Origin of the sequence: Stenotrophomonas sp. 2694, assembly GCF_040548715.1 — a bacterium.
GTDB lineage: Bacteria > Pseudomonadota > Gammaproteobacteria > Xanthomonadales > Xanthomonadaceae > Stenotrophomonas > Stenotrophomonas indicatrix.
Genome location: NZ_JBEPSG010000009.1, coordinates 118,646 through 139,708, shown reverse-complemented (window position 1 = coordinate 139,708; position 21,063 = coordinate 118,646). Strand labels below are relative to the sequence as shown.

The 21,063-nt window shown below is 67.9% G+C and carries 17 protein-coding genes; 11 read left to right on the top strand and 6 right to left on the bottom strand.

All coding sequences use genetic code 11. The annotated features are described in order from the left end of the window. Positions 1-213: 213 nt before the first annotated feature. Both ABIA73_RS13155 and gshB read right to left on the bottom strand, forming a co-directional pair. Positions 214-1,098: an energy transducer TonB family protein gene (locus ABIA73_RS13155; RefSeq protein WP_059064856.1), complete on the bottom strand. Its 885-nt coding sequence runs from the start codon at positions 1,096-1,098 to the stop codon at positions 214-216. Further along, the gene (gene gshB / locus ABIA73_RS13150) at positions 1,098-2,045 is read right to left on the bottom strand and encodes a glutathione synthase (protein ID WP_025877747.1); all 948 of its coding nucleotides are present in this window, start codon (positions 2,043-2,045) and stop codon (positions 1,098-1,100) included. Before gshB ends, ABIA73_RS13155 begins: the two co-directional genes overlap by 1 nt. A 240-nt stretch (positions 2,046-2,285) precedes the next feature. Here gshB and pilG point away from each other — a divergent pair, with 240 nt between their 5' ends. From pilG to ABIA73_RS13115, 7 genes are all read left to right on the top strand, one after another. Further along, the gene (pilG, locus tag ABIA73_RS13145) at positions 2,286-2,687 is read left to right on the top strand and encodes a twitching motility response regulator PilG (RefSeq protein WP_005418455.1); all 402 of its coding nucleotides are present in this window, start codon (positions 2,286-2,288) and stop codon (positions 2,685-2,687) included. A gap of 18 nt (positions 2,688-2,705) precedes the next feature. After that, on the top strand, positions 2,706-3,068 hold the full coding sequence (locus ABIA73_RS13140) for a response regulator (RefSeq protein WP_025877749.1): 363 nt from the start codon (positions 2,706-2,708) through the stop codon (positions 3,066-3,068). After that, positions 3,068-3,598, top strand: coding sequence for a chemotaxis protein CheW (locus ABIA73_RS13135; RefSeq protein WP_025877750.1), 531 nt, complete (start codon positions 3,068-3,070; stop codon positions 3,596-3,598). Before ABIA73_RS13140 ends, ABIA73_RS13135 begins: the two co-directional genes overlap by 1 nt. 41 nt (positions 3,599-3,639) lie before the next feature. Next, positions 3,640-5,676 carry a methyl-accepting chemotaxis protein gene (locus tag ABIA73_RS13130; protein WP_032974974.1) on the top strand — a complete coding sequence of 679 codons (2,037 nt, stop codon included), beginning with the start codon at positions 3,640-3,642 and terminating at the stop codon, positions 5,674-5,676. A gap of 100 nt (positions 5,677-5,776) precedes the next feature. Beyond that, positions 5,777-12,454: an Hpt domain-containing protein gene (locus tag ABIA73_RS13125; RefSeq protein ID WP_354275892.1), complete on the top strand. Its 6,678-nt coding sequence runs from the start codon at positions 5,777-5,779 to the stop codon at positions 12,452-12,454. Then, positions 12,441-13,772 carry a chemotaxis protein CheB gene (locus ABIA73_RS13120; protein WP_354275891.1) on the top strand — a complete coding sequence of 444 codons (1,332 nt, stop codon included), beginning with the start codon at positions 12,441-12,443 and terminating at the stop codon, positions 13,770-13,772. Before ABIA73_RS13125 ends, ABIA73_RS13120 begins: the two co-directional genes overlap by 14 nt. Then, on the top strand, positions 13,769-14,233 hold the full coding sequence (locus ABIA73_RS13115) for a chemotaxis protein CheW (RefSeq protein WP_025877758.1): 465 nt from the start codon (positions 13,769-13,771) through the stop codon (positions 14,231-14,233). Before ABIA73_RS13120 ends, ABIA73_RS13115 begins: the two co-directional genes overlap by 4 nt. A gap of 97 nt (positions 14,234-14,330) precedes the next feature. Here ABIA73_RS13115 and ABIA73_RS13110 read toward each other — a convergent pair whose 3' ends face one another. Together ABIA73_RS13110 and bioA are read right to left on the bottom strand one after the other, a co-directional pair. After that, complete coding sequence (locus tag ABIA73_RS13110; RefSeq protein WP_263930098.1) at positions 14,331-15,068, bottom strand: 16S rRNA (uracil(1498)-N(3))-methyltransferase; 738 nt, start codon at positions 15,066-15,068, stop codon at positions 14,331-14,333. Further along, positions 15,059-16,450 (bottom strand): adenosylmethionine--8-amino-7-oxononanoate transaminase, encoded by a 1,392-nt coding sequence (gene bioA / locus ABIA73_RS13105; protein WP_032952037.1) that lies wholly within the window; start codon positions 16,448-16,450, stop codon positions 15,059-15,061. Before bioA ends, ABIA73_RS13110 begins: the two co-directional genes overlap by 10 nt. 77 nt (positions 16,451-16,527) lie before the next feature. Between bioA and nudE the strand changes: the two genes are divergently transcribed. From nudE to ABIA73_RS13085, 4 genes are read left to right on the top strand one after another with little or no spacing between them, the layout of a single operon-like run. Beyond that, complete coding sequence (gene nudE, locus ABIA73_RS13100; RefSeq protein WP_025877762.1) at positions 16,528-17,091, top strand: ADP compounds hydrolase NudE; 564 nt, start codon at positions 16,528-16,530, stop codon at positions 17,089-17,091. Beyond that, positions 17,088-17,891 (top strand): 3'(2'),5'-bisphosphate nucleotidase CysQ, encoded by an 804-nt coding sequence (gene cysQ, locus ABIA73_RS13095; protein WP_025877764.1) that lies wholly within the window; start codon positions 17,088-17,090, stop codon positions 17,889-17,891. Before nudE ends, cysQ begins: the two co-directional genes overlap by 4 nt. Positions 17,892-17,905: 14 nt before the next feature. After that, the gene (mazG, locus tag ABIA73_RS13090; protein ID WP_279208395.1) at positions 17,906-18,742 is read left to right on the top strand and encodes a nucleoside triphosphate pyrophosphohydrolase; all 837 of its coding nucleotides are present in this window, start codon (positions 17,906-17,908) and stop codon (positions 18,740-18,742) included. Next, on the top strand, positions 18,739-19,065 hold the full coding sequence (locus ABIA73_RS13085) for a YnfA family protein (protein ID WP_032974968.1): 327 nt from the start codon (positions 18,739-18,741) through the stop codon (positions 19,063-19,065). The genes mazG and ABIA73_RS13085 overlap by 4 nt, the downstream gene beginning before the upstream one ends. A 17-nt stretch (positions 19,066-19,082) precedes the next feature. Here the strand turns inward: ABIA73_RS13085 and ABIA73_RS13080 are convergent, their stop codons facing one another. Beyond that, positions 19,083-20,267 (bottom strand): GDSL-type esterase/lipase family protein, encoded by a 1,185-nt coding sequence (locus ABIA73_RS13080; RefSeq protein ID WP_279208396.1) that lies wholly within the window; start codon positions 20,265-20,267, stop codon positions 19,083-19,085. A 14-nt stretch (positions 20,268-20,281) separates the two neighbouring features. After that, positions 20,282-21,034, bottom strand: coding sequence for an SDR family NAD(P)-dependent oxidoreductase (locus ABIA73_RS13075; protein WP_025877770.1), 753 nt, complete (start codon positions 21,032-21,034; stop codon positions 20,282-20,284). Between the last annotated feature and the right edge of the window lie 29 nt (positions 21,035-21,063).

Here is a 21,063-nt window from a genome sequence, read left to right as displayed (position 1 = left end):
CGGTGTGGGCTTGCAGGACCGTTGGCGCCATGGATGGCGCCATCGAGCCCCCATGGATGGGTTTACGGCGTGTCCTGCAAGCCCACACCGCCCCGCCAAACCGAACAGCCCAACCGCCGCTCTTGATCTTGACGTTGCAGTTGCCGTTGCAGTTGCCGTTGCCGTTGCTGTTGCTTGCAGCGGGTCCCGGGCCGCAGGCCCGGGCGGAAAACCTCACCGGTCGTCGCGCAGTTCGCCACCGGGCAGGAACACCCACGTGCGCGTGACCTGCAGGATGTCGATCTGGTCTTCGCTGTCGGGCAACGGCGGGAACGGTTGTGCCAGCTGGATCACCCGCAGCGCGGCCTCGTCCAGCAGCGGCGTGCCGCTGGACTTCAACACCCGGCTGCTTTCCACGCTGCCGTCGCGGCGTACCCCCACGCTGATCACCACCTGTCCCCCCAGCCGGCGCTGCCGCGCTTCGTCGGGGTAGTTCAGGTTGCCGACCTGCTCGGCGCGGTCCACCCACGCACGCAGGTAATTGGCGTAGGCGTATTCACGCGTGCTGGCCGAAACGAATTTCCGGTTCGGGCGCTTGGCGTACTGCGCCGAACGCAGGTGCACTTCCGCCGCCAGCCGCGCCATTTCAGCATCGCGCTGTTCGCGCGCGGTCATCGGTGCATCCGGTGTTGGTTGCAGCGGGGTAGGGCGCGACTGCGCCACGGCCACGGTGTCCTGGCCATTGCGGCTGCTGACCACCCGCGCCTGCGGCGGCGGTACCGGTGCTGCCGACTGCTGCTGCTGGGGTACCGGACTGATGCCGGCCTGGGCCTGCGGCACGATGCCGGCCTGGTTGTCGCGGGGGCGCAGCGCACGATCGTGTTCGCCACCGCCTTCCTGGCTGGCGGCGGCCAGAAAATCGGCCTGCTTCGGGGTCAGCGCGGTGCGGGTCTGGCTGAAAATCACTTCCAGGGTCGGCACCAGGGGCGCGTCGCCTTTCACGGCAAAGCCGACCCCGAGGATCAGCAGGGCGTGCACCAGCACCGACAGGGCGATGGTGGCGCCCAGCCGCTGCGCTTCACGCGGCGGCGGGGCGAGGACGGCAGGTGCGGCATCCATCAGCGCAGATCGGCCTCGATCGCGTCGAACAGGGTCCCGGCGATGTTCAGGCCGTACTGCGCGTCCAGCTCGCGCACGCAGGTCGGGCTGGTCACGTTGACCTCGGTCAGGTAGTCGCCGATGACGTCCAGGCCGACGAAACGCATGCCGCGACGCTTCATTTCCGGGCCGACCTGGGCGGCGATCCAGCGGTCGCGTTCGCTCAGCGGACGGCCTTCGCCACGGCCACCGGCGGCCAGGTTGCCGCGGAACTCATCGCCCTGCGGAATGCGCGCCAGGCAGTAATCGACCGGCTCGCCATCGACCAGCAGGATGCGCTTGTCGCCGGCAGTGATGTCGGGAATGAACTTCTGGGCCAGGGCGAGCTTGCGGCCACCGTCGGTCAGCGTTTCCAGGATCACGTTCAGGTTGGGGTCGCCCTGCCCGCTGCGGAAGATCGAGCGTCCGCCCATGCCATCCAGCGGCTTCAGTACCGCCTGGCCGTGTTCCAGCGCGAAGGCCTTCAGTGCCTTGGCGTCGCGGCTGACCAGGGTCGGTGGGCAGCACTGCGGGAACAGCAGCGCGGCCAGCTTCTCGTTGTAGTCGCGCAGGCCCTGCGGGTTGTTGACCACGCATGCACCGGCGGCGGCAGCGACATCCAGCACCTGGGTGTCGTAGACATACTCGGCGTCGACCGGCGGGTCCTTGCGCATCAGCACGATCTGGCCGGGACCGAATTCGGTCCGCCTGAATGCGCCCAGCTCGTACCAGCCGGCCGGGTCGTCGCGCACCTGCAGGGGGGCGGTCCAGGCCACGGCCACCCCGCCTTCCAGCGCCAGCCCGCCCGGGCGCACGTAGTGCAGGGCATGGCCGCGGCGCTGGGCTTCCAGCAGCATGGCGAAGGTGGTGTCCTTGGCGATCTTGATGTGGGCGATGGGGTCCATCACCACGATGACGTTCAACGGCATGGGTGCACCTGTCAGGCAAGGCGTTGATGGTAGCGGCAACGCCGGCCGTGCGCCTCCCCGGCGATGTGCAACGCAGCGTCCCTTGCCGGGCTGCGCAGTGATTGCCAATCCGGTCACGTTCAGCCCGGCGCCACGCCCCGCGCCACGGACCGCCCTTGAAGCGGGCGCGGGAAGTGCGATATAGATACGCTTTCGCAGCGGCTCCCGCCAAAGATTGGGCCGTGCGCTTGGGGAATGGCAATGACTGAAAACACGACTGCGGGCGGGGAGCTCGCAGGACTCCGGGTGATGGTCATCGATGACTCGAAGACCATCCGCAGGACTGCGGAAACACTGCTGAAGCGCGAAGGCTGCGAAGTAGTGACCGCGACGGACGGTTTCGAGGCCCTGGCCAAGATTGCCGACCAGCAGCCGCAGATCATCTTCGTCGACATCATGATGCCGCGCCTGGATGGCTACCAGACCTGCGCACTGATCAAGGGAAACCAGCTGTTCAAGGCGACCCCGGTGATCATGCTGTCGTCCAAGGATGGTCTGTTCGACAAGGCGCGGGGGCGCATCGTCGGCTCGGAGCAATACCTGACCAAGCCATTCACGCGCGAAGAACTGCTGGGTGCCATCCGCACGTACGTCAACGCCTGACCAGGGGGGAAAGGCACAATGGCTCGTATCGTCCTGATCGAGGATTCACCGACCGACCGCGCGGTGTTCACCCAATGGCTGCGCCGTGCCGGCCATGAGGTGCTGGAAGCGGACAATGCCGAAGATGGCCTGCAGCTGGTCCGCGACCAGGTGCCGCAGCTGGTCCTGATGGACGTGGTGCTGCCGGGCATGAGCGGTTTCCAGGCGACCCGGGCGATGGCCCGCGACGCAGCGATCAAGCACATCCCGGTCATCATCGTCAGCACCAAGGCGATGGAAACCGACAAGGCCTGGGGGCTGCGCCAGGGCGCCGCCGATTACATCGTCAAGCCGCCGCGCGAGGAAGAACTCATCGCCCGGATCAACGAGCTGGTGGCCTGATGCGCTCGCCCTTCGACATTCTTGAAGCCTACGAACGGCGCAGCCTGGCCCACGCGGTGCAGCTGCCCGGGCGGCAGTTCGCCCAGGACCTGTGGCGTGGCGTCGGTTTCCGTGTTGGCCAGCGTCGGCTGGTGTCCGATTTCCGCGAGGTGGTGGAGATCGTGCCGATGCCGCCGGTGACCCCGGTGCCATGCGCGCAGCCGTGGCTGCTGGGCGTGGGCAACCTGCGCGGCAACCTGTTCCCGGTGGTCGACCTGAAGTACTTCCTGGAAGGGGCGCGCACTGTCCAGCAGGAAGGCCAGCGCGTGCTGATCATGCGCCAGGCCGGTGGCGACGTCGCCCTGACCATCGATGAACTGTTCGGCCAGCGCAGCTTCGAGCTGACCCAGCAGATCGAGGCCGGTTCACTGGCCGAGGGACGCTACGGCCACTTCGTCGATCGCGCTTTCCATGCCGATGGCAACGATTGGGGCGTGTTCTCGCTCTCGCTGCTGTCGCGTACCCCTGAATTCCGGCAAGCCGCGGCCTGAGGCCGGGCATCGCCCCCTGCATTGAAAATCGAGGTTGAACGATGAGTACTGCTTCGGATGCCACCAAGTCCGGCAAGCTGCGGCTGGGCGGCAGCAACCTCTGGCTGGCGCTGCTGGCCCTGTCGATGATCCTGTTCGGTGTGAACACCGGCGTGTCCACCTGGCAGGGCAGCCGCCTGGCCGATGCCGGTTCCAAGGCCGCGGACCTGCAGGTGCTGTCGCAGCAGCTGGCCAACCAGGGCCGTGACGCGGTCGGCGGCAACGCGCAGGCCTTCACCGCCTTCAAGGCCACCCGCAACGCGATCGAGCAGAACGTGTCGACCCTGCAGGGCCGCTACGGCAACGAGCCGGGCGTCTCCCGGGCGATCTCGACCCTGGCCGACACCTGGGCGCCGCTGGGCAAGCAGGCTGGCCAGCTGGTGGCCAGTGAACCGGCAGTACTGGCCCTGGCCGGCAACGCCAACAACTTCTCCGGTGCGGTGCCGGGCCTGCAGGCCCAGTTGAACGAGCTGGTGCGTGCGATGTCCGCCTCCGGCGCGCCGTCGTCGCAGGTCTACAGTGCCCTGCAGCAGGTGGTGGTGGCCGGTTCGATGGCGCGTCGCGTGACTGAGATCCGCGCCGGCGGCACGGCTGCGGCCGCTGCCGGTGACGCGCTGGCCCGCGACATCACCGTGTTCTCGCAGGTGCTCGATGCGCTGCGCAATGGCAACGAGGACCTGGGCATCACCGCGGTGCGCGGCGCTGCCGCCGTCGCTGCGCTGGAGCAGTCGCAGCAGAAGTGGCAGGCGATGAAGCAGGACGCCGACGCGATCCTGGCCAGCTCGCGCCAGCTGTTCGCCGCGCAGTCCGCTGCCTCCGCACTGGGCCAGGGTTCGGCGAAGATGCTGACCGACAGCCGCAAGCTGTTCGAAGCCTTCTCCTCGTTCGGTTCGGTGTCCGACACCCGCCTGTTCCCGAATTTCTGGATCGGCGTGGTGTCCGGTGCGCTGTCGCTGATCGCGATCATCGGTTTCGTCTCCACCAACGTGCGCAGCCGCTCACGCGAGCAGGAACTGCGCTACCAGACCCAGGTGGAGTTCAACAGCCGCAACCAGCAGGCGATCATGCGGCTGCTCGATGAAATCTCCTCGCTCGGTGAGGGCGATCTGACCGTGAAAGCCTCGGTGACCGAGGACATGACCGGCGCGATCGCGGACGCCATCAACTACGCGGTGGATGAACTGCGACACCTGGTGACCACCATCAACGACACCTCGGCCAAGGTCGCGCTGTCGACCCAGGAAACGCAGGCCACCGCGATGCAGCTGGCCGAAGCGGCCGGCCACCAGGCCAACCAGATCACCTCGGCATCGGACCGGATCGGCGAAATCGCCGCCAGCATCGAACAGGTATCGCGCAACTCGGCCGAGTCGGCCGACGTGGCGCAGCGTTCGGTGGTGATCGCCGCCGAAGGTGCCGGCGTGGTCCGCGAGACCATCCAGGGCATGGACCAGATCCGCGACCAGATCCAGGAGACCTCCAAGCGCATCAAGCGACTGGGCGAATCTTCGCAGGAGATCGGCTCGATCGTGGAACTGATCAACGACATTTCCGAGCAGACCAACATCCTGGCATTGAACGCGGCCGTGCAGGCGGCTTCGGCCGGTGAAGCCGGTCGTGGTTTCGCGGTCGTGGCCGACGAAGTGCAGCGCCTGGCAGAACGCACCTCCGGTGCGACCCGACGTATCGAGAACCTGGTGCAGGCCATCCAGGCCGACACCAACGAAGCGGTCACCTCGATGGAACAGACCACCGCCGAAGTGGTGTCCGGTGCACGCCTGGCCGAGGACGCCGGCACCGCGCTGACCGAGATCGAGCGCGTGTCCAACGCACTCAATACCCTCATCAAGAACATCTCCATCGCCGCCCAGCAGCAGTCGTCGGCGGCGTCGGACATCACCCGCACGATGGGCGTGATCCGCCAGATCACCGGCCAGACCTCGCAGGGTGCCGGGCAGACCGCCGAGTCGATCGGCCACCTGGCGCAGCTGGCGGCCGACCTGCGTCGTTCGGTCGCCGACTTCAAGCTGCCGGCGTGACACGGGCAGGGCGGCGAGCAAGGAACCAGTCGATGAAGCATTTCCATTCCCCACGCCAGGATCCGCGCGACCGTCGCGCGGCGGCGACCGGAGCGCATCCATGAGCAGCCTGCGCGATGCGATGAGCCACGCAGCCCTGGGCTGGGTCAAGCCCGAGCTGGACGAGACCCTGCGCCTGGTGCGCAACGAGGTCGAGTACTTCGCCGAAGATCCGGCCGACAGCAGCCGCATGCGCATCTGCGCCGGCTACCTGCACCAGGTGCAGGGCACGCTGCGCATGGTCGAACTGTATGCACCGGCGATGGTGGCCGAGGAGCTGGAACAGCTCGCCATCGCCGTCGGCAAGGGCGAGGTCGCCGAGCGCGACGAGGCCTGTGCCACCCTGATGCGCGGCAGCGTGCTGCTGCCCGATTACCTGGAGCGCCTGCAGAACGGACACCGTGACATCCCGATCGTGCTGCAGCCGCTGCTCAACGAGATCCGCGCCGCCCGTGGCGAAGCGCTGATCAACGACAGCGTGCTGTTCGCGTTCGCGCCCGATTCGGTGACCGCCACCGAAGCGGAACTGGACCATGCACGCGGCAGCCTCAGCGGCCGCAACCGCGAGCTGCTGGACACCGTTGGCAACGCGGTCAAGGAAGAACTGCTGCAGGTCAAGGACGCGCTGGACCTGCACCTGCGTACCGACGGTTCGCCGCAGCAGCTGCAGGAGCAGGTGACCAAGCTGGGTTCGGTGGCCGATACGCTGGGCATGCTCGGCCTGGGCGCTGCGCGGGGCGTGGTCGTGCAGCAGCGCGACGCGCTGCGCGGGGTTGTCGAGGGCCGCCAGCAGATCGACGAAGACATGCTGCTGGATATCGCCGGTGCGCTGCTCTATGTCGATGCATCGCTGGATGACCAGGTCGCACACCTCGGTGCCAGTGGCAGTGGCCAGGATGATCCGAGCGCGGTGGAGAACCGGCGCACGGTGGAAGTGCTGGCGCACGAGGCGATCGCCAATTTCGCCGCCGCCCGCGAACATTTCGTCGCTTTCATCGAAACCAGCTGGAACCACGCCGAACTGCAGGACGTGCCACGCCTGCTCGGCGATGTCTCCGGCGCATTGCGCATGCTCGACCTGGGCACCGCGGCAGACTATCTGCGTGGCGTGCAGCAGTACATCGAAGCCGAACTGATCGGTCGTCAGCGGGTGCCCAGTGGTCGCCAGCTGGACACTCTGGCCGACGCCATGGCCAGCCTGGAGTACTACCTGGAAGCCCTGCGTGACCGCCGTCCGGGTCGCGAGGACATCCTCGACATCACCCGCAGCAGCCTGGAAGCGCTGCGCTACTGGCCGCTGCCCGAGCGCGGCGTGGTCGCTGCCGAAGACGTGCAGCCGGTCATGCGCGAAGCTGTGGTCGTGCCAGCCGAGCCGCTGCAGATCGAACCGCTGGATATCGACGTGCAGGCCTCCGCGCCGGCACCGGGTGGCGTGCCGGTGCCGCTGCCCGATTTCACCTTCGACCCGCTGCCGGAGGCTACGCCCGCCGACAACGGCCTGATGTTCGGATCGCTGGGTACGCCAGCGTTGTCGGCCGAACCGCACGGCACCCCGCCGCCCCTGTTGTTCGCTGCCTCCAGCGCCCCCGCGCCGGAAGTGCCGCAGTGGGAACTGGGTGGATTCGACGCGCCGGCAGGGAGTGCTGCCGAACGCCGCGACGAGCGTGCGCCGACGTTCGACAGCTTCGATCCGGTCAGTTTCGACCCTGTGTCAGCCGAACAGTCCGACGCTGCTGCCTGGACGTTGTCCGCGATTCCGGTGCCGGAAGAGGGCGACACGCAGGCAAGCGCCGTAGACGGCAATGATGACGCCTTCCTGGCGACGTCGTTGGACGAGGCGTCGTCTGCCGCGTCGCTGGACGTGGTCATTTCGCCGGCCTTCGATCCGGTTGCCGCCGAGCAGGACGGCCAGACGTCGCTGAGCGACGATGTGGTGTTCCGTTTCGACAGCAGCCTGCTGCACAACGCCGATGACGTGTTGTCGCTGGAGGCAATGGAAACGTTGTCGTTGGACGACGAGCAGGCCTCGCCTGCGACGCTGGAGTTCATTGACGCAGGTGCGGTGGCGCAGGCCGACGATGGCCTGGCCATCACCGAACGGCTCGACTCCACCGTTGACGGCGACGCCGCGATCGATGCCGCAGTCTACGTCGCACCGGCCGTTGATCTGCCCGCATCCGAAGACCTGCCGGCAGTGCCTGCTGCGCCGACCGTGGCACTGGTCGATGTGGATACCATCGCGCCGATCGACTTCAGCGAAGCCGATGCGCAGTTCTTCGCAGAGCTGAATGCCGCTGCCGCCGGCTTCAATCCCCAGGCCATGCCGGCCGCCGTCGTGCCGACCGAAACCGTGCCGCCGGTCGTGGCCGAGGGCGGGTTCGATGCGGGTTTCGACGACGATGCCGAGAACATCGACCAGGACATCCGCGAGGTGTTCCTGGAAGAATTCGACGACGAGCTGGGCAATCTCGGCACGCTGCTGCCGGCATGGCGCATGCAACCGGACAACATGGACCGGCTGCGGCCGATCCGCCGCATTTTCCACACACTGAAGGGCAGTGGCCGCCTGGTCGGCGCACGTACCCTGGGTGAGTTCGCGTGGAAGATCGAGGGCATGCTCAACCGCGTGCTCGATGGCACCCGTGCCCCCACGCCGGCGGTACTGGCGATGGTCGATCACGCATACACGGCACTGCCGCAGTTGAACGCGGCACTGCGCGATGGCCAGCGGGTCAGCGTCGACCTGCAGGCGATGCAGGCCATCGCCGATCGCGTGGGTGCAGGCGAAGAAACGTTCTACGTTGCGCTGCCGGGCGCCACCGCGCCGACGGCCGAGGCGCCGACCGATGCTGCCGCGCCGCTGGACAGCGCCGTGCCGGATGTCGATGCCCCCGCACAGAGCGCTGTCGAAGCGCCGGGTACCCCGGCCAACATCGACAGCGTGCTGCGTGAGATCCTGGAGGCCGAGGTGGAACTCCACCAGGCCACGCTGCAGGGCTGGTTGCGCTCGGCGCAGCAGGCGCCACAGCCGGTCAGCGATGCGTTGCTGCGCGCGGTGCACACCATGAACGGTGCCTTCGCGATGACCGAGGTGCCGGAAATCACCGCTGTCACTGGCGGCGCCGAGTCGTACATCAAGCGCGCGCTGGCCGCCGAGGTGGTGCCGGGTGATGACGCCGTGGCGGCCCTGGACGAGACCGCGCAGGCGATCAACGCGACCATGGACGCGCTGCAGGCCGAGCAGCCGCGGATTGCGCCGCAGGCTGAACTGGCGCAGCGCCTGCAGGCGCTGGCCGGCGAGCTGCCGGAAGCACGCTGGCCGATGGCCGGGCTGGACGTCGAGGATGAAGACGAAGACCCGCTGCTTCCGCTGGTCGCAGAAGCGGATGCCGCCGACGCCGACATGGTCGAGCCGGTGCATGCGGTGGAGATCGAGCCGGAGGTCGAACGCGACACCGGTGCCGAGGTGCTGGAGGCGCTGCAGGTCAGCGAGGACGCGTTGAGCGATGCGGGCCTGGAGTCCGCCGAATTGACCGGCAGCGATGATCTGTCGCGCTACTTCGATGCAGGGTGGCCGTCGATGCCGGACGGCCCGGCGCCGGAGTCGACGCTGGAAGTGGCTGCTTCCACGCTCGTTGCCACGGAAATTGAAGCTGGACAGGCGGTGGCGACATCGGAAGACACCGCATTGGAAGACACCGCGCTGACTGCGGCGGATGATCTGTCGCCGTATCTGGATGCCAGTGCGCTGCCGGTTGACGACCGCGATCCGGATGTCCTGGATGTCGCAAACGACCTGAATACGCCGCTGCCATCCACACCTGAAACGGCGGTGGATGAAGACGCTGCTGCGCTGCCGCTCGACAGCGAGCTGTCCAGCCTGCAGGATGAAATGGCTGTGCCGGGCTTCGCAGACCCGGTCACGCTGGAAGCCGCGCTCGAGGCCGGCCTGCACGTGATCGACGAGGAGCAGGGCCAGGACGAAGACGGGCAATGGCCCGTGCTCGGCCTGCAGGCCAGCGAACTCGCGCCTGGCGAGGCGGAAGCCTTTGCCGAGGATGCGGACGTCGGCGGGGAGGCGGCGGTCGGTGAAGGAGAGAGCACCGACCAGCCGTCCCCGGCGACGGTGGAAGACGTCGGGGCCGCGGAGACGGCGCAGGACGCCATTTCGCCCTCGCGTTTCTTCGAGCTGGAAGATGCTCCGGGCCAGGCTGCCGCGGCGGACAGCGGCATGAACGTGGTGCCGGTTGCGGCAGAGGCTGCGGCGGTCGAGGTCGAACCTGTCGCCTTCGACAGCGTCGATGCGGTGGTACCGGCGGATGCGCCCCTGCCCGAAGCCCAGACCGAAGAAGCCCAGACCGACTCCGAATCCGAAGACAGCGCCGACCTGCTCGACTTCAGCATCTATGATCGCGAGCTGGTCGACATCTTCGTCGAGGAAGGCAAGGACCTGCTGGATCATTGCGATGGGCTGATCAGCGAGCTGCGCGAAGCGCCGCAGGATCGCGAAGCCCTGGCCGGCCTGCAGCGCGATCTGCATACGCTCAAGGGCGGCGCGCGCATGGCGGGCATCAATGCCATCGGTGATCTCGGCCACAGCATCGAATCGCTGCTGGAGGCTGTCGCTGGCGGGCGCACCGAGATCGAACGTCGTGATGTGCAGTTGCTGGAACGCGGTTTCGACCGTCTGCACCAGCTGCTGACCCGTACCGGCGAACATCGCATCGTCGAGCCGGCACAGGATCTGCTCGACGCCTTTGAAGCACGCACCACCACCGACATCACTGCCGCTGTCAGCGCAGCTGCAGCCAGTGCTGTCGTCGTGGCGGAGCAGGCCCCGCAGGCGGCTCCGGCCGTGGTCGATGCCCCGTTGTCGGCACCGTTGCCGGTGGAAGGTTCCAGCGAGGAAGACCCGCTGGCCCGTCCGCAGCAGGAACAGGTGCGTGTGCGCGCCGACCTGCTCGACCGCCTGGTCAACCACGCCGGTGAAGTGGCGATCTATCGTTCGCGCCTGGAACAGCAGCTCGGCGCCTTCCGTGGCGCGATGGGCGAACTGGAACGCACCAATGCGCGTCTGCGCGACCAGCTGCGTCGCCTGGACCTGGAAACCGAAGCGCAGATCGTGGCCCGCTACCAGCGCGAGCAGGACCAGGCCGACCAGAAGTTCGATCCACTGGAACTGGACCGTTTCTCCACCCTGCAGCAGCTCAGCCGCGCGCTGAACGAGTCGGCCGCCGATCTGGGTGGCCTGCAGGGCGTGCTGGATGATCTGTCGCGCCAGTACGATTCGCTCCTGCAGCAGCAGTCGCGTGTCAGTTCGGAACTGCAGGATGGCCTGATGCGCGCGCGCATGGTGCCGTTCGACGGCCTGGTGCCGCGCCTGCGCCGTGTGGTCCGCCAGGCCGGCATGGATACCGGCAAGCAGGTTCACCTGACCCTGGAAGGCACCCACGGCGAACTCGACCGCAACGTGCTCGATCGCATGGTCGCGCCGCTGGAGCACATGCTGCGCAACTCGGTTGCCCATGGCCTGGAAGCGCCGGAACAACGTCGTGCCGCCGGCAAGCCGGAAGAAGGCGAAATCGCCATCCGCCTGCACCGCGAGGGCTCGGAAATCGTACTGGACGTGGCCGATGATGGCGCTGGCCTGGATCGTGAAGCGATCCGCCGTCGCGCCATCGACCGCGGCCTGCTGCCTGCCGATGCACAGCCGAGCGAACAGGAACTGGACAACCTGATCTTCGCGTCGGGCTTCTCCACCGCCGACCAGGTCAGCCAGCTGGCGGGCCGTGGCGTCGGCATGGACGTGGTCGGCAACGAAGTGCGCCAGCTCGGCGGCTCGGTCGACATCCAGTCGGTGCGTGGCCAGGGCGTGCGTTTCACCCTGCGCCTGCCGCAGACGCTGGCGGTCACCCAGGCGGTGTTCGTGCAGATCGGCGAAACCACCTTCGCGGTGCCGGTCGCCTCGGTCAGTGGTATTGGCCGGCTGTCGCACGAGCGCTTCGAAGCAGCCGACAGCAGCTACCGGTACGGTGGCGAAGACTATCCGCTGTACGACCTCGGCAGTCTGGTCGGCCAGGCCCCGGCACGCGCTGACGGCCAGGCCCAGGTGCCGCTGCTGCTGGTCCGCGCCGGCGACCTGCGCGCCGCCGTTGCGATCGATCAGGTGCTGGGCAACCGCGAAGTCGTGGTCAAGCCGGTGGGCCTGCAGATCGCCTCGGTGCCGGGCATCTACGGCGCCACCATCACCGGCGATGGCCGCGTCGTGGTGATCCTGGACGTGGCCCCGCTGGTGCGTCGTTTCCTGGCCAACCCGACCGCGCCGGTGCTGGTCAACGCACCCCGCCAGGAACGGCAGGTGCCGTTGGTGATGGTGGTGGACGATTCGCTGACCATGCGCAAGGTCACCGGCCGCATCCTGGAGCGTCACAACTTCGAGGTGAGCGTCGCCCGCGATGGCGTCGAAGCCTTGGAACAGCTGGAAGAGCGCGTGCCGGACCTGATGCTGCTGGACATCGAAATGCCGCGGATGGACGGCTACGAGCTGGCCACCGCGATGCGTGCTGACCCGCGCTACAAGGACGTGCCGATCGTGATGATCACCTCGCGCAGCGGCGACAAGCATCGCCAGCGCGCCTTCGAAATCGGTGTGCAGCGCTACCTGGGCAAGCCGTACCAGGAGCTGGACCTGATGCGTAACGTGTACGACTTGCTGGGGATTGCCCGTGTCCGTGAGTGACCTCGATCCGGTTCCGGCCGTAGCCCTGCTGGCCCGCCCGGGTGCGGCGCGTGAGCGCCTGCGCGAGGCGTTGGCCCATGCCGACGTGCAGATCGTGCTGGAAGACGATCCCATGACGCTGGAACCGCAGGCGCTGCATGATGCGCGCCCGCAGTTCGTGGTGATCGCGCTGGAAGCGGCCATTGAAGACGCGCTGGAGCGCCTGGAACCGGCGCTGTCGGCGCCCGGCTTGACCCTGGTGTTCGATGAGGCTGAACTGGCCGCGCGTCGCGATGGTTGGGAAGCGCAGCGCTGGGGCCGTCACCTTGCCGCCAAGCTGCACGGCCACCAGCAGGTGCTGCCGCCCGGCGCCGAGGACGAACCGGCATTGCAGCTGGAGCCGGGCCTGCCGTCGACGCCGCCGGTGCCGAAGGAAACCGCGCTGCAGACGCACCTGGAACAGGCCCGTTCGTGGGCCGACGACGTGCCGGCTGATGGCCTCTATTCGCCGCCGGCACACCTGCACGAGCCCGTCGCGCTGGAGCAGGCGCTGGCTGCGCTGCAGCCGGTGCTGCCGGAAACGGCAGGGCCTGTGCAAGCCGCGCCGGAACCGCCGCCGGTACCGGCAGCTGCGCCGTCGGTATTCACCGACCACACGGCCTGGTCGCTGGTTGACGAGGCCAGCGACGCGCCGGCAGTTGCATCGGCTGCCACCTCGACCGAATCGGCGGAACCTGCATTCGATACCGGACATCTTTCACTGGTCGACCTGGACGCTACCGCGCCTGCAGGCAGTCGCTCCGGCGCGCTGCTGGTACTGGCCGGTATCGGCGGTCCCGATGCATTGCGTCGCCTGCTCGCTGCACTGCCCAGCGGGCTGGCCGTGCCGGTGCTGGTGCACATGCGCCTGGACGGCGGCCGCTACGGCAACCTGGTCAAGCAGATGGCGCGCGTATCGCCGCTGCCGGTGCAGCTGGCCGAAGCCGGCCAGCGCGCCACCGCTGGCGAAGTGCACGTGCTGGCCGATGACATCGGCGTGCACGCTGCTGCCGATGGCCTGTATTTCCAGAGCGAAGCGCAGGGCATCTCGATTGCCGCGTTGTCGGCCGAGCACAGCGCGCTGGTGCTGCTCAGCGGTGCCGATCTGGCCCATGTGGGCCCGGCCTTGGACCTCGCCGCCGCCGGTGCCTGGGTGGCCGGGCAGGTGGGCGAAGGCTGCTACGACCCGGCTGCGGCGACGGCGGTGGTCGCCGCCGGCATGGTGGCCGGTGAACCGCAGGAACTGGCGCAGGTGATCGCCGCGCGCTGGGGCCTGGATGACGACGGAGATGCCGCATGAGCTACGCCAGCAATGATGAGATCCGTGGCGTCCTGATCTCGGCCGGTGCCGAACGGGTTCTGCTGCCCAATGCAACCGTGGCCGAGATGATGTCGCGGGTGCCGGTGCAGGCGGTCGCCGACGCGCCGCGCTGGCTGGTGGGTGAGATCGGCTGGCACGGCTGGCAGGTGCCCCTGGTGTCGTTCGCACGGCTCTCCGGGTTGGGCGAAGAGACGGTGGCCGGCCACAACAAGGTGGTGGTGCTCAAGACCCTCAACGGCAACCCGCAGCGCCCCTACTACGCGCTGTTGACGCAGAGCTTCCCGCAGCTGATTTCGGTACCGCGCGATGGCCTGCTGGCCGACGCGTCCGAGGAAAACCTGCCTGACATCGTGCACATGCGCGTGCTGCTGGGCGAACAGAGCGCGCTGTTGCCAAATCTCGACGCGCTGGAAGCTGCGCTGGATTCGCTGACGGCCTGATCGGAATCCGCCGGGCCATGCCCGGCGAGCAGAGCGGCCACCGGACCGGTAGCGCCGGGCCATGCCCGGCGAGCGCAGCGGCCACCGGACCGGAGCCTTACCCCAGATCGCCCAGCCTTGCCTGCAACGCCGCGATCGCGGCCAGGCCTGCGGTTTCCGTGCGCAGGATGCGAGGGCCCAACTGCAGGCCCTGGAAGCCTGCGGCGGCGAGTTGCTCACGGTCACGCGGCGACCAGCCGCCTTCCGGGCCGATGGCGATCACCACGCCGCCGGCTGGTGCCGCCTGCAGTGTCGACAGCCGGTGCGCTCCCAGCGGGTCCAGGGTCAACCGCAACGTATCGGCGGGCAGTGCCGCGCTGGCCTGTGCCAGCGACTGCGGCGGTCCTACCTGCGGAATGCGCGCACGACCGGACTGCCCGCAGGCCGACTGCACGACGTTGTTCCAGTGCGCCACGCGTTTTTCCGCGCGAGCTGCATCCAGCTTCACTTCGGTGCGCTCGGCATTCACCGGCACGATGGCACTCACCCCCAGTTCGGTGGCCTTCTGCAGGATCAGGTCCATCTTTTCGCCGCGTGCAATGCCCTGCAGCAGGGTGATGGTCAGCGTCGACTCGTTGGCGATCACCTGCACCGCGTCGATGCGTACCTGTACTTCGCGTTTGCCGGCCATGGTCAGCGTCGCGGTGTAGTCATGGCCATCGCCGTTGAACAGCACGCAGGTATCACCCTCGCGCAGGCGCATCACCCGCACCAGGTGGTTGGCCGTCTCTTCCGGCAGGGTCACGGTCTGGCCGCTGTGCAGCGCCAGGTCGATGGGGCAGCGGGTCACGCGCATGCAATCGCCTCGTCGATGGCCGCCAGCGTGGTATGCGCCAGCAGCTCCAGTTGTTCATCGTCCACGCAGTACGGTGGCATCCAGTACAGCACGTTGCCCAGCGGGCGCAGCACCACGCCGCGCTTCAGCGCCGCCTTGTAGGCGTGCAGCCCCAGCCGCAGGGCCGGATCGAAGGGCGTGCGCTTGTCACCGTTGCGGGTCAGTTCGAAGGCCACCACCATCCCGGCCTGGCGCACATCGGCCACGTGCGGATGGTCGGCGAACGGCGCGGCCAAGGTGCCCATCACCGAGGCGATGCCGCGATTGCGCGCGATCACATCGTCCTCGCCGAAGATGTCCAGCGTGGCCAGCGCCGCCGCGCAGGCCAGCGGATTGCCGGTGTAGCTGTGCGAATGCAGGAAGGCACGTTCGCGCGAATCATCAAGGAAGGCGTCGTACAGCGCCTGCGTGGCGAGCACCGCAGCCAAGGGCAGGAAACCACCGGTCAGGCCCTTGGACAGGCACAGCAGGTCCGGCATCACCCCGGCCTGCTCGCAGGCGAACATCGTGCCGGTGCGGCCGAAGCCGGTGGCGATCTCGTCGGCGATCAGGAACGCACCATGGGCGTCACACAGTTCACGCACGCGCTGCAGATAGGCCGGATCGTGCATGCGCATGCCACCGGCACACTGCAGCCGTGGCTCCAGGATCACCGCGCAGATCTCGCCCGGATGCTGGTCGAACAGCGTGGCCAGGCCATCGGCGGCCTGGCGTGCGCGGTCGGCCGCACTCTGCCCGGGCTCGGCCAGGTAGGCGTCGGGCGAGGGCGCAAACAGGCCCTCGGCCAGCAGCGGCGCGTAGACCCGGCGGTACAGCGGAATGTCGGCCAGTGCGAGGGCGCCCAGCGTCTCGCCGTGGTAGCCGTTTTCCAGCGAGACGAAGCGCGTGCGCCGGGTCTCACCGCGGTTCTGGAAATACTGGAAGGCCATCTTCAGCGCCACTTCGACGCCGGCCGAACCGTTGTCGGCGTAGAACACCTTGGCCAGTGGCGCGCGGCCGGGCTGGCGCGGCGCGAGGGCCAGCAGGCGCTCAGCCAGGGTGATCGCGGGCTCGTGGCCGAACCCGGCCAGCATCACCTGTTCCAGCTGCCCGGCCTGGGCAGCGATGGCAGCGCCGATGCGCGGCTCGGCATGGCCGAACAGGTTGGTCCACCAGCTGCTGACCGCATCCAGGTAGCGGTTGCCGTCGTGATCGATCAGCCAGGCGCCTTCGCCGCGGGCGATCGGCACCAGCGGCAACGTGTCCGGATGCTCGCGCATCTGCGTGCACGGGTGCCACAGGACCTTGAGGTCGCGTTGCCGCCAGTGCTGGACCAGCGGAGAGGGGGTTGGGTCTGCTAGCATTTCGGGCTCATGAACATGTTGCTGCCTGCACATTCTATCGGCCTCGGCGCACGCGCCGTCTGCCCCGGAGATTCCGCGTGAACGATGACCGCGCAAGGCGTCCTCTGCCGATCATCCATCGGATCACCGACGAGGAGAACGGGCCCTTCCAGCGCCAGCACCTGGACCTGGAGTTCTCCAACGGCGAACGCCGCCGCTTCGAACGCCTGGTCAGCCGTGGCCATGGCGCGGTGGTGGTGGTGCCGATGCTGGATGAAGAAACCGTGCTGCTGGTACGTGAATACGCGGCCGGCATGCACCGCTACGAGCTTGGCCTGGTGAAGGGCCGGATCGATGCCGGCGAAACGCCGGAGCAGGCCGCCGACCGTGAGCTGAAGGAAGAGGCCGGCTATGGCGCTCGACGGGTCGACGTGCTGCGCGCGATGACCCTGGCGCCGACCTACATGAGCCATCAGTCCTGGCTGGTGGTCGCGCGCGACCTGTATCCGGAGAAGCTGGCCGGCGACGAGCCGGAGGAACTGGAAGTGGTGCCGTGGAAGCTGGCTGATCTGGACCAGTTGATGCTGCGCGAGGACTTTTCCGAAGGGCGTTCGCTGGCGGCGCTGTTCATCGCCCGCCAGTGGCTGCAGGGAGCACGATGATCAAGCTGACCACGGAACTGCGCGAAACCGCGATCGCCATCGCCCAGGAAGCCGGGCAGGCGATCATGCAGGTCTACAGCAACGGTTTCGATGTGACACTCAAGGACGACGACAGCCCGGTCACCGCTGCCGACCTTGCCGCCGACCGGGTGATCCAGCAGGGGCTGCGCCAGCTGACACCGGACCTGCCGATCCTGTCGGAGGAGTCGCCGCTGGTGCCCTGGGAGCAGCGTCAGCACTGGGGCGCGTACTGGCTGGTCGACCCGCTTGATGGCACCCGCGATTTCGTCAAGCGCAATGGCGAGTTCAGCGTCAACATCGCGCTGATCTACCAGGGCGCGCCGGCCTTCGGCGTGGTCCAGTCGCCGGTCACCGGCATTGTCTGGCACGCGATGCGAGGCGAGCTGGCGTATCGCCGGCAGGGTGTGCATGACACCGTGCTGCGTACCCGTACACCCGCGACTGCGCCCCTTCGCGTCGCCGCCAGCCGCTCGCATCGTTCAGCGGAGACGAATGCCTTGCTGGCCCGCATGGGCGACATCGAGACCGTGGTGCAGGGCTCTTCGCTGAAATTCTGCCGGATCGCCGAAGGCGGACTGGATGTCTATCCGCGGCTGGGCCCGACCTCCGAATGGGATACCGCTGCTGGCCAGTGCGTGCTGCACGCGGCCGGTGGCGCGGTGCTCTCGGTCGGGACCGGCAAGCCGTTCCGCTACAACCGCCGGCCGACGCTGTTGAACGGCGATTTCATGGCGCTGGGCGATACCAGCCTGCCGTGGCGGGACTGGTTGTCCGATTGATCCAGGAGAAACGCATGAGCACGCACGAAACCCCTGCCACCGGCAACGCCAGCGCGGAGCTGGAGCGGCTGCTGGCCATCATGGCGCGCCTGCGCGACCCGCAGGGTGGCTGTCCCTGGGACCTGGAACAGAACTTCGCCACCATCGCCCCCTATACGATCGAAGAAGCCTACGAAGTGGCCGACGCGATCGATCGGGGCGACCTCGACGACCTCTGCGATGAACTGGGTGACCTGCTGCTGCAGGTCGTGTTCCATGCGCGCATGGCTGAAGAACAGGGTGCGTTTGCCTTCGCCGAGGTCGCGCGCGCGATCTGCGACAAGATGCAGCGGCGGCACCCGCATGTGTTTGCCGATGTCAGCGTCGACGATGCCGACGGCGTGATGCGCAACTGGGACGCGATCAAGCGTGCCGAGCGCGCGGCAAAGGGCGATCAGGACACCTCGGCGCTGGCCGGGATCTCCCGTGGCCTGCCGGAATGGCAGCGGGCGGTGAAGCTGCAGTCGCGCGCGGCCAAGGTGGGTTTCGATTGGCCCGGTCCGCTGCCGGTACTGGACAAGGCGGCCGAGGAACTGCAGGAACTGCGCGAAGAGTTCGAACGCGGTGACATCGTGGGCAACAAGGCGCGCCTGCAGGAGGAACTGGGTGACCTGCTGTTCGTGTGCGCCAACCTGGCGCGCCATGCGGACATCGATCTGGGTGCCGCGCTGCGTGGGGCCAACCACAAGTTCGAACGTCGCTTCCGTTCGATGGAGGCGCAGGCCGAGGCACAAGGGGATTCGCTGGCCGCACTCGATCTGGATGCGCAGGAAGCGCTCTGGCAGCACGCCAAGGCCACCGAAAAAGCGTGAAAACGCTCGGTCTGTTCCTGCTGACCGCGCTGGCCGAGATCATCGGCTGCTACCTGCCGTGGCTGTGGCTGCGCAAGGGTGGCAGTATCTGGCTGCTGCTGCCGGCGGCGGCCAGCCTGGCGTTGTTCGCCTGGCTGCTGACCCTGCACCCGACCGCCAGCGGACGCGTGTACGCAGCCTACGGTGGCGTGTACATCGGCACGGCGCTGTTCTGGCTGTGGCTGGTCGACGGCATCCGTCCCAGCCGTTGGGACATGCTGGGGGCTGCGCTTTGCCTGGCCGGCATGGCGGTGATCATGTTCGGGCCGCGGCAACCGGGGTAAGCCGGCTCGGCGCTCTTTCAACGCGCGTTGCAGCCCAGCGCCGCCAGGTTGATTGCGTCGGCCATGCGCCGGTAGCCCTCGTCGTTCGGGTGCAGATGATCGCGGGTGATGTCCGCCGGCAATGATTCCGGCTGTTTCGGATCACGCAGGGCAGCGTCGAAATCCACCACGCCATCAAAGCCGGTGTCCTGGCCACGCGCCCACTGGTTGATCGCGGTGCGGGTGGTGGCCGATACCGGTTCGTAGCGCTCCGAATCGCCGAAGGGCGTCAGTGTGCCGAGATGAGCGCGGATGCCATGTGCATGCAGCCGGGCGGCGACCTGGCGGTAGCCCAGCAGCATGTCTGCCGCGCTGCGTCCCGGCAGCGGCTGTGCGCCGCCACCGTGGCGGATGTCATTGATGCCTTCGAACAGGATCACCTGGTCGGCGTCGGCCACTGCGATCACGTCGCGATCCAGCCGTGACAGCGCGCTGTGGCTGCGGCCATGGTCCAGCAGCTTGTTGCCGCTGATGCCCTGGTTGAGCACCACGAAGCGGTCCGGGCACGCCTGCTGCAGGCGCTGGCCCAAGCGCTCGGGCCATTGGTTGAACGAGCCACGCGAGGCCGTCGCGCCCTCGGTGATGGAATCACCCAGGGCCACGATCACCTGCGGCCGGTCCGCGCGCTGCACCAGTACCGCAGAGAACACGTTCTGCTGGTAGCCCACGCGCACGCTGTCGGCCACCGCGTCCTGCTTTCCGTCGGCCACCCGCACCACCGTACGGCGCACCGCGGGGCGGGTGGGCTGCGGGAAGTACGCGGTCACGCTGATCTCCTGCAGGGCGGCAACCCGCAAGGGCAGTGCATCACTGAGCAGCGCTGCGCCCACCGGTACGTCGATGGACGTGCGTCCATCGACGGTGACCGGCAGCGCTGCCGCCTTGCCATCCTTCAGGCGTAACCGTACGTCTTCCACACGCAGCGGCGAGGTGCCCAGTTCGTTGCTGATGCGCAGCCGCAGCGCATCGCCCCTGCTACCCAGGCGCATGTCCTGGCGCACGGTCTGCGCTGCGAACTGCACGGGCGCGTCAGCGCTGCCATCCTTGCGGTCAGGCGCGGGCGAAGCGGTCCAGGCGGTGACCCAGACCGGTGCGGCCAGCGCCACGGGGGCGGCCACGGCGGTGCCGATGGCCAGGGAAAGCAGGGTGATCCAGCGCTGCATGGGCTTCGGTCCGGTCAGGAGAAGTAGGTGCCGCCGTTGACGTCCAGATTGGCACCGGTGATGAACGCTGCCGCTGCCGACGCCAGGTAGACCGCCGCATCGGCGGCTTCGTCCGGCAGGCCCTGGCGACGCAGCGGCGTCGCGCCGGCCACCGCCGTACGCACTTCCGGTTTGGTGAATTCGTCATGGAAGCGGGTGGCGATCATGCCGCAGCACAGTGCGTTGACGCGGATACCCTTCGGCCCCAGCTCCTTGGCCATGGCCCGGGTGAAGGTCATCACAGCCGCCTTGGCAGTGGCATAGATCGCCGCACCAGGGCCTCCGCCATCACGACCGGCCTGCGAGGCGAAGTTCACGATCGCCGCGCCTTCGCCCATGTGCGGTACCACCGCGTGGGTGGTCAGGTAGGTGGAGGTCAGGTTGAGGTCGATGACCTTGTGGAAGAACGCCGGGTCGATGTCGGCCAGCGGACGACGCTCGACCATGCCGCCGGCCACGTTCACCAGCACGTCGATGCGCTGGCCGAATGCAGCCTGCGTTGCTGCGACCAGGCCGGCCACGGCGGCGGGATCGGTGACGTCGGCGCGGTGGGCGATGGCCTGGCCACCGGCCGCCTTGATCAGCGCCAGCGTTTCCTGCGCGCTGGCTTCGTCGTTGGCGTAGTTGAGGCAGACGCGTGCACCGGCCGCAGCCAGCTTGATCGAGACGGCACGGCCGATATCACGGCCACCACCGGTGACGATGGCCACCTTGTCCTGGAACGACATGCGGGAAACTCCTTGGTTTGCGGGGGAAT

Excerpts from the sequence above, each read along its gene's own strand:
- ABIA73_RS13155 (WP_059064856.1), bottom strand. The coding sequence starts at position 1,098 with ATGGATGCCGCACCTGCCGTCCTCGCCCCGCCGCCGCGTGAAGCGCAG.
- gshB (WP_025877747.1), bottom strand. The coding sequence starts at position 2,045 with ATGCCGTTGAACGTCATCGTGGTGATGGACCCCATCGCCCACATCAAG.
- pilG (WP_005418455.1), top strand. The coding sequence starts at position 2,286 with ATGACTGAAAACACGACTGCGGGCGGGGAGCTCGCAGGACTCCGGGTG.
- ABIA73_RS13140 (WP_025877749.1), top strand. The coding sequence starts at position 2,706 with ATGGCTCGTATCGTCCTGATCGAGGATTCACCGACCGACCGCGCGGTG.
- ABIA73_RS13135 (WP_025877750.1), top strand. The coding sequence starts at position 3,068 with ATGCGCTCGCCCTTCGACATTCTTGAAGCCTACGAACGGCGCAGCCTG.
- ABIA73_RS13130 (WP_032974974.1), top strand. The coding sequence starts at position 3,640 with ATGAGTACTGCTTCGGATGCCACCAAGTCCGGCAAGCTGCGGCTGGGC.
- ABIA73_RS13125 (WP_354275892.1), top strand. The coding sequence starts at position 5,777 with ATGAGCAGCCTGCGCGATGCGATGAGCCACGCAGCCCTGGGCTGGGTC.
- ABIA73_RS13115 (WP_025877758.1), top strand. The coding sequence starts at position 13,769 with ATGAGCTACGCCAGCAATGATGAGATCCGTGGCGTCCTGATCTCGGCC.
- ABIA73_RS13110 (WP_263930098.1), bottom strand. The coding sequence starts at position 15,068 with ATGCGCGTGACCCGCTGCCCCATCGACCTGGCGCTGCACAGCGGCCAG.
- bioA (WP_032952037.1), bottom strand. The coding sequence starts at position 16,450 with ATGCTAGCAGACCCAACCCCCTCTCCGCTGGTCCAGCACTGGCGGCAA.
- cysQ (WP_025877764.1), top strand. The coding sequence starts at position 17,088 with ATGATCAAGCTGACCACGGAACTGCGCGAAACCGCGATCGCCATCGCC.
- mazG (WP_279208395.1), top strand. The coding sequence starts at position 17,906 with ATGAGCACGCACGAAACCCCTGCCACCGGCAACGCCAGCGCGGAGCTG.
- ABIA73_RS13080 (WP_279208396.1), bottom strand. The coding sequence starts at position 20,267 with ATGCAGCGCTGGATCACCCTGCTTTCCCTGGCCATCGGCACCGCCGTG.
- ABIA73_RS13075 (WP_025877770.1), bottom strand. The coding sequence starts at position 21,034 with ATGTCGTTCCAGGACAAGGTGGCCATCGTCACCGGTGGTGGCCGTGAT.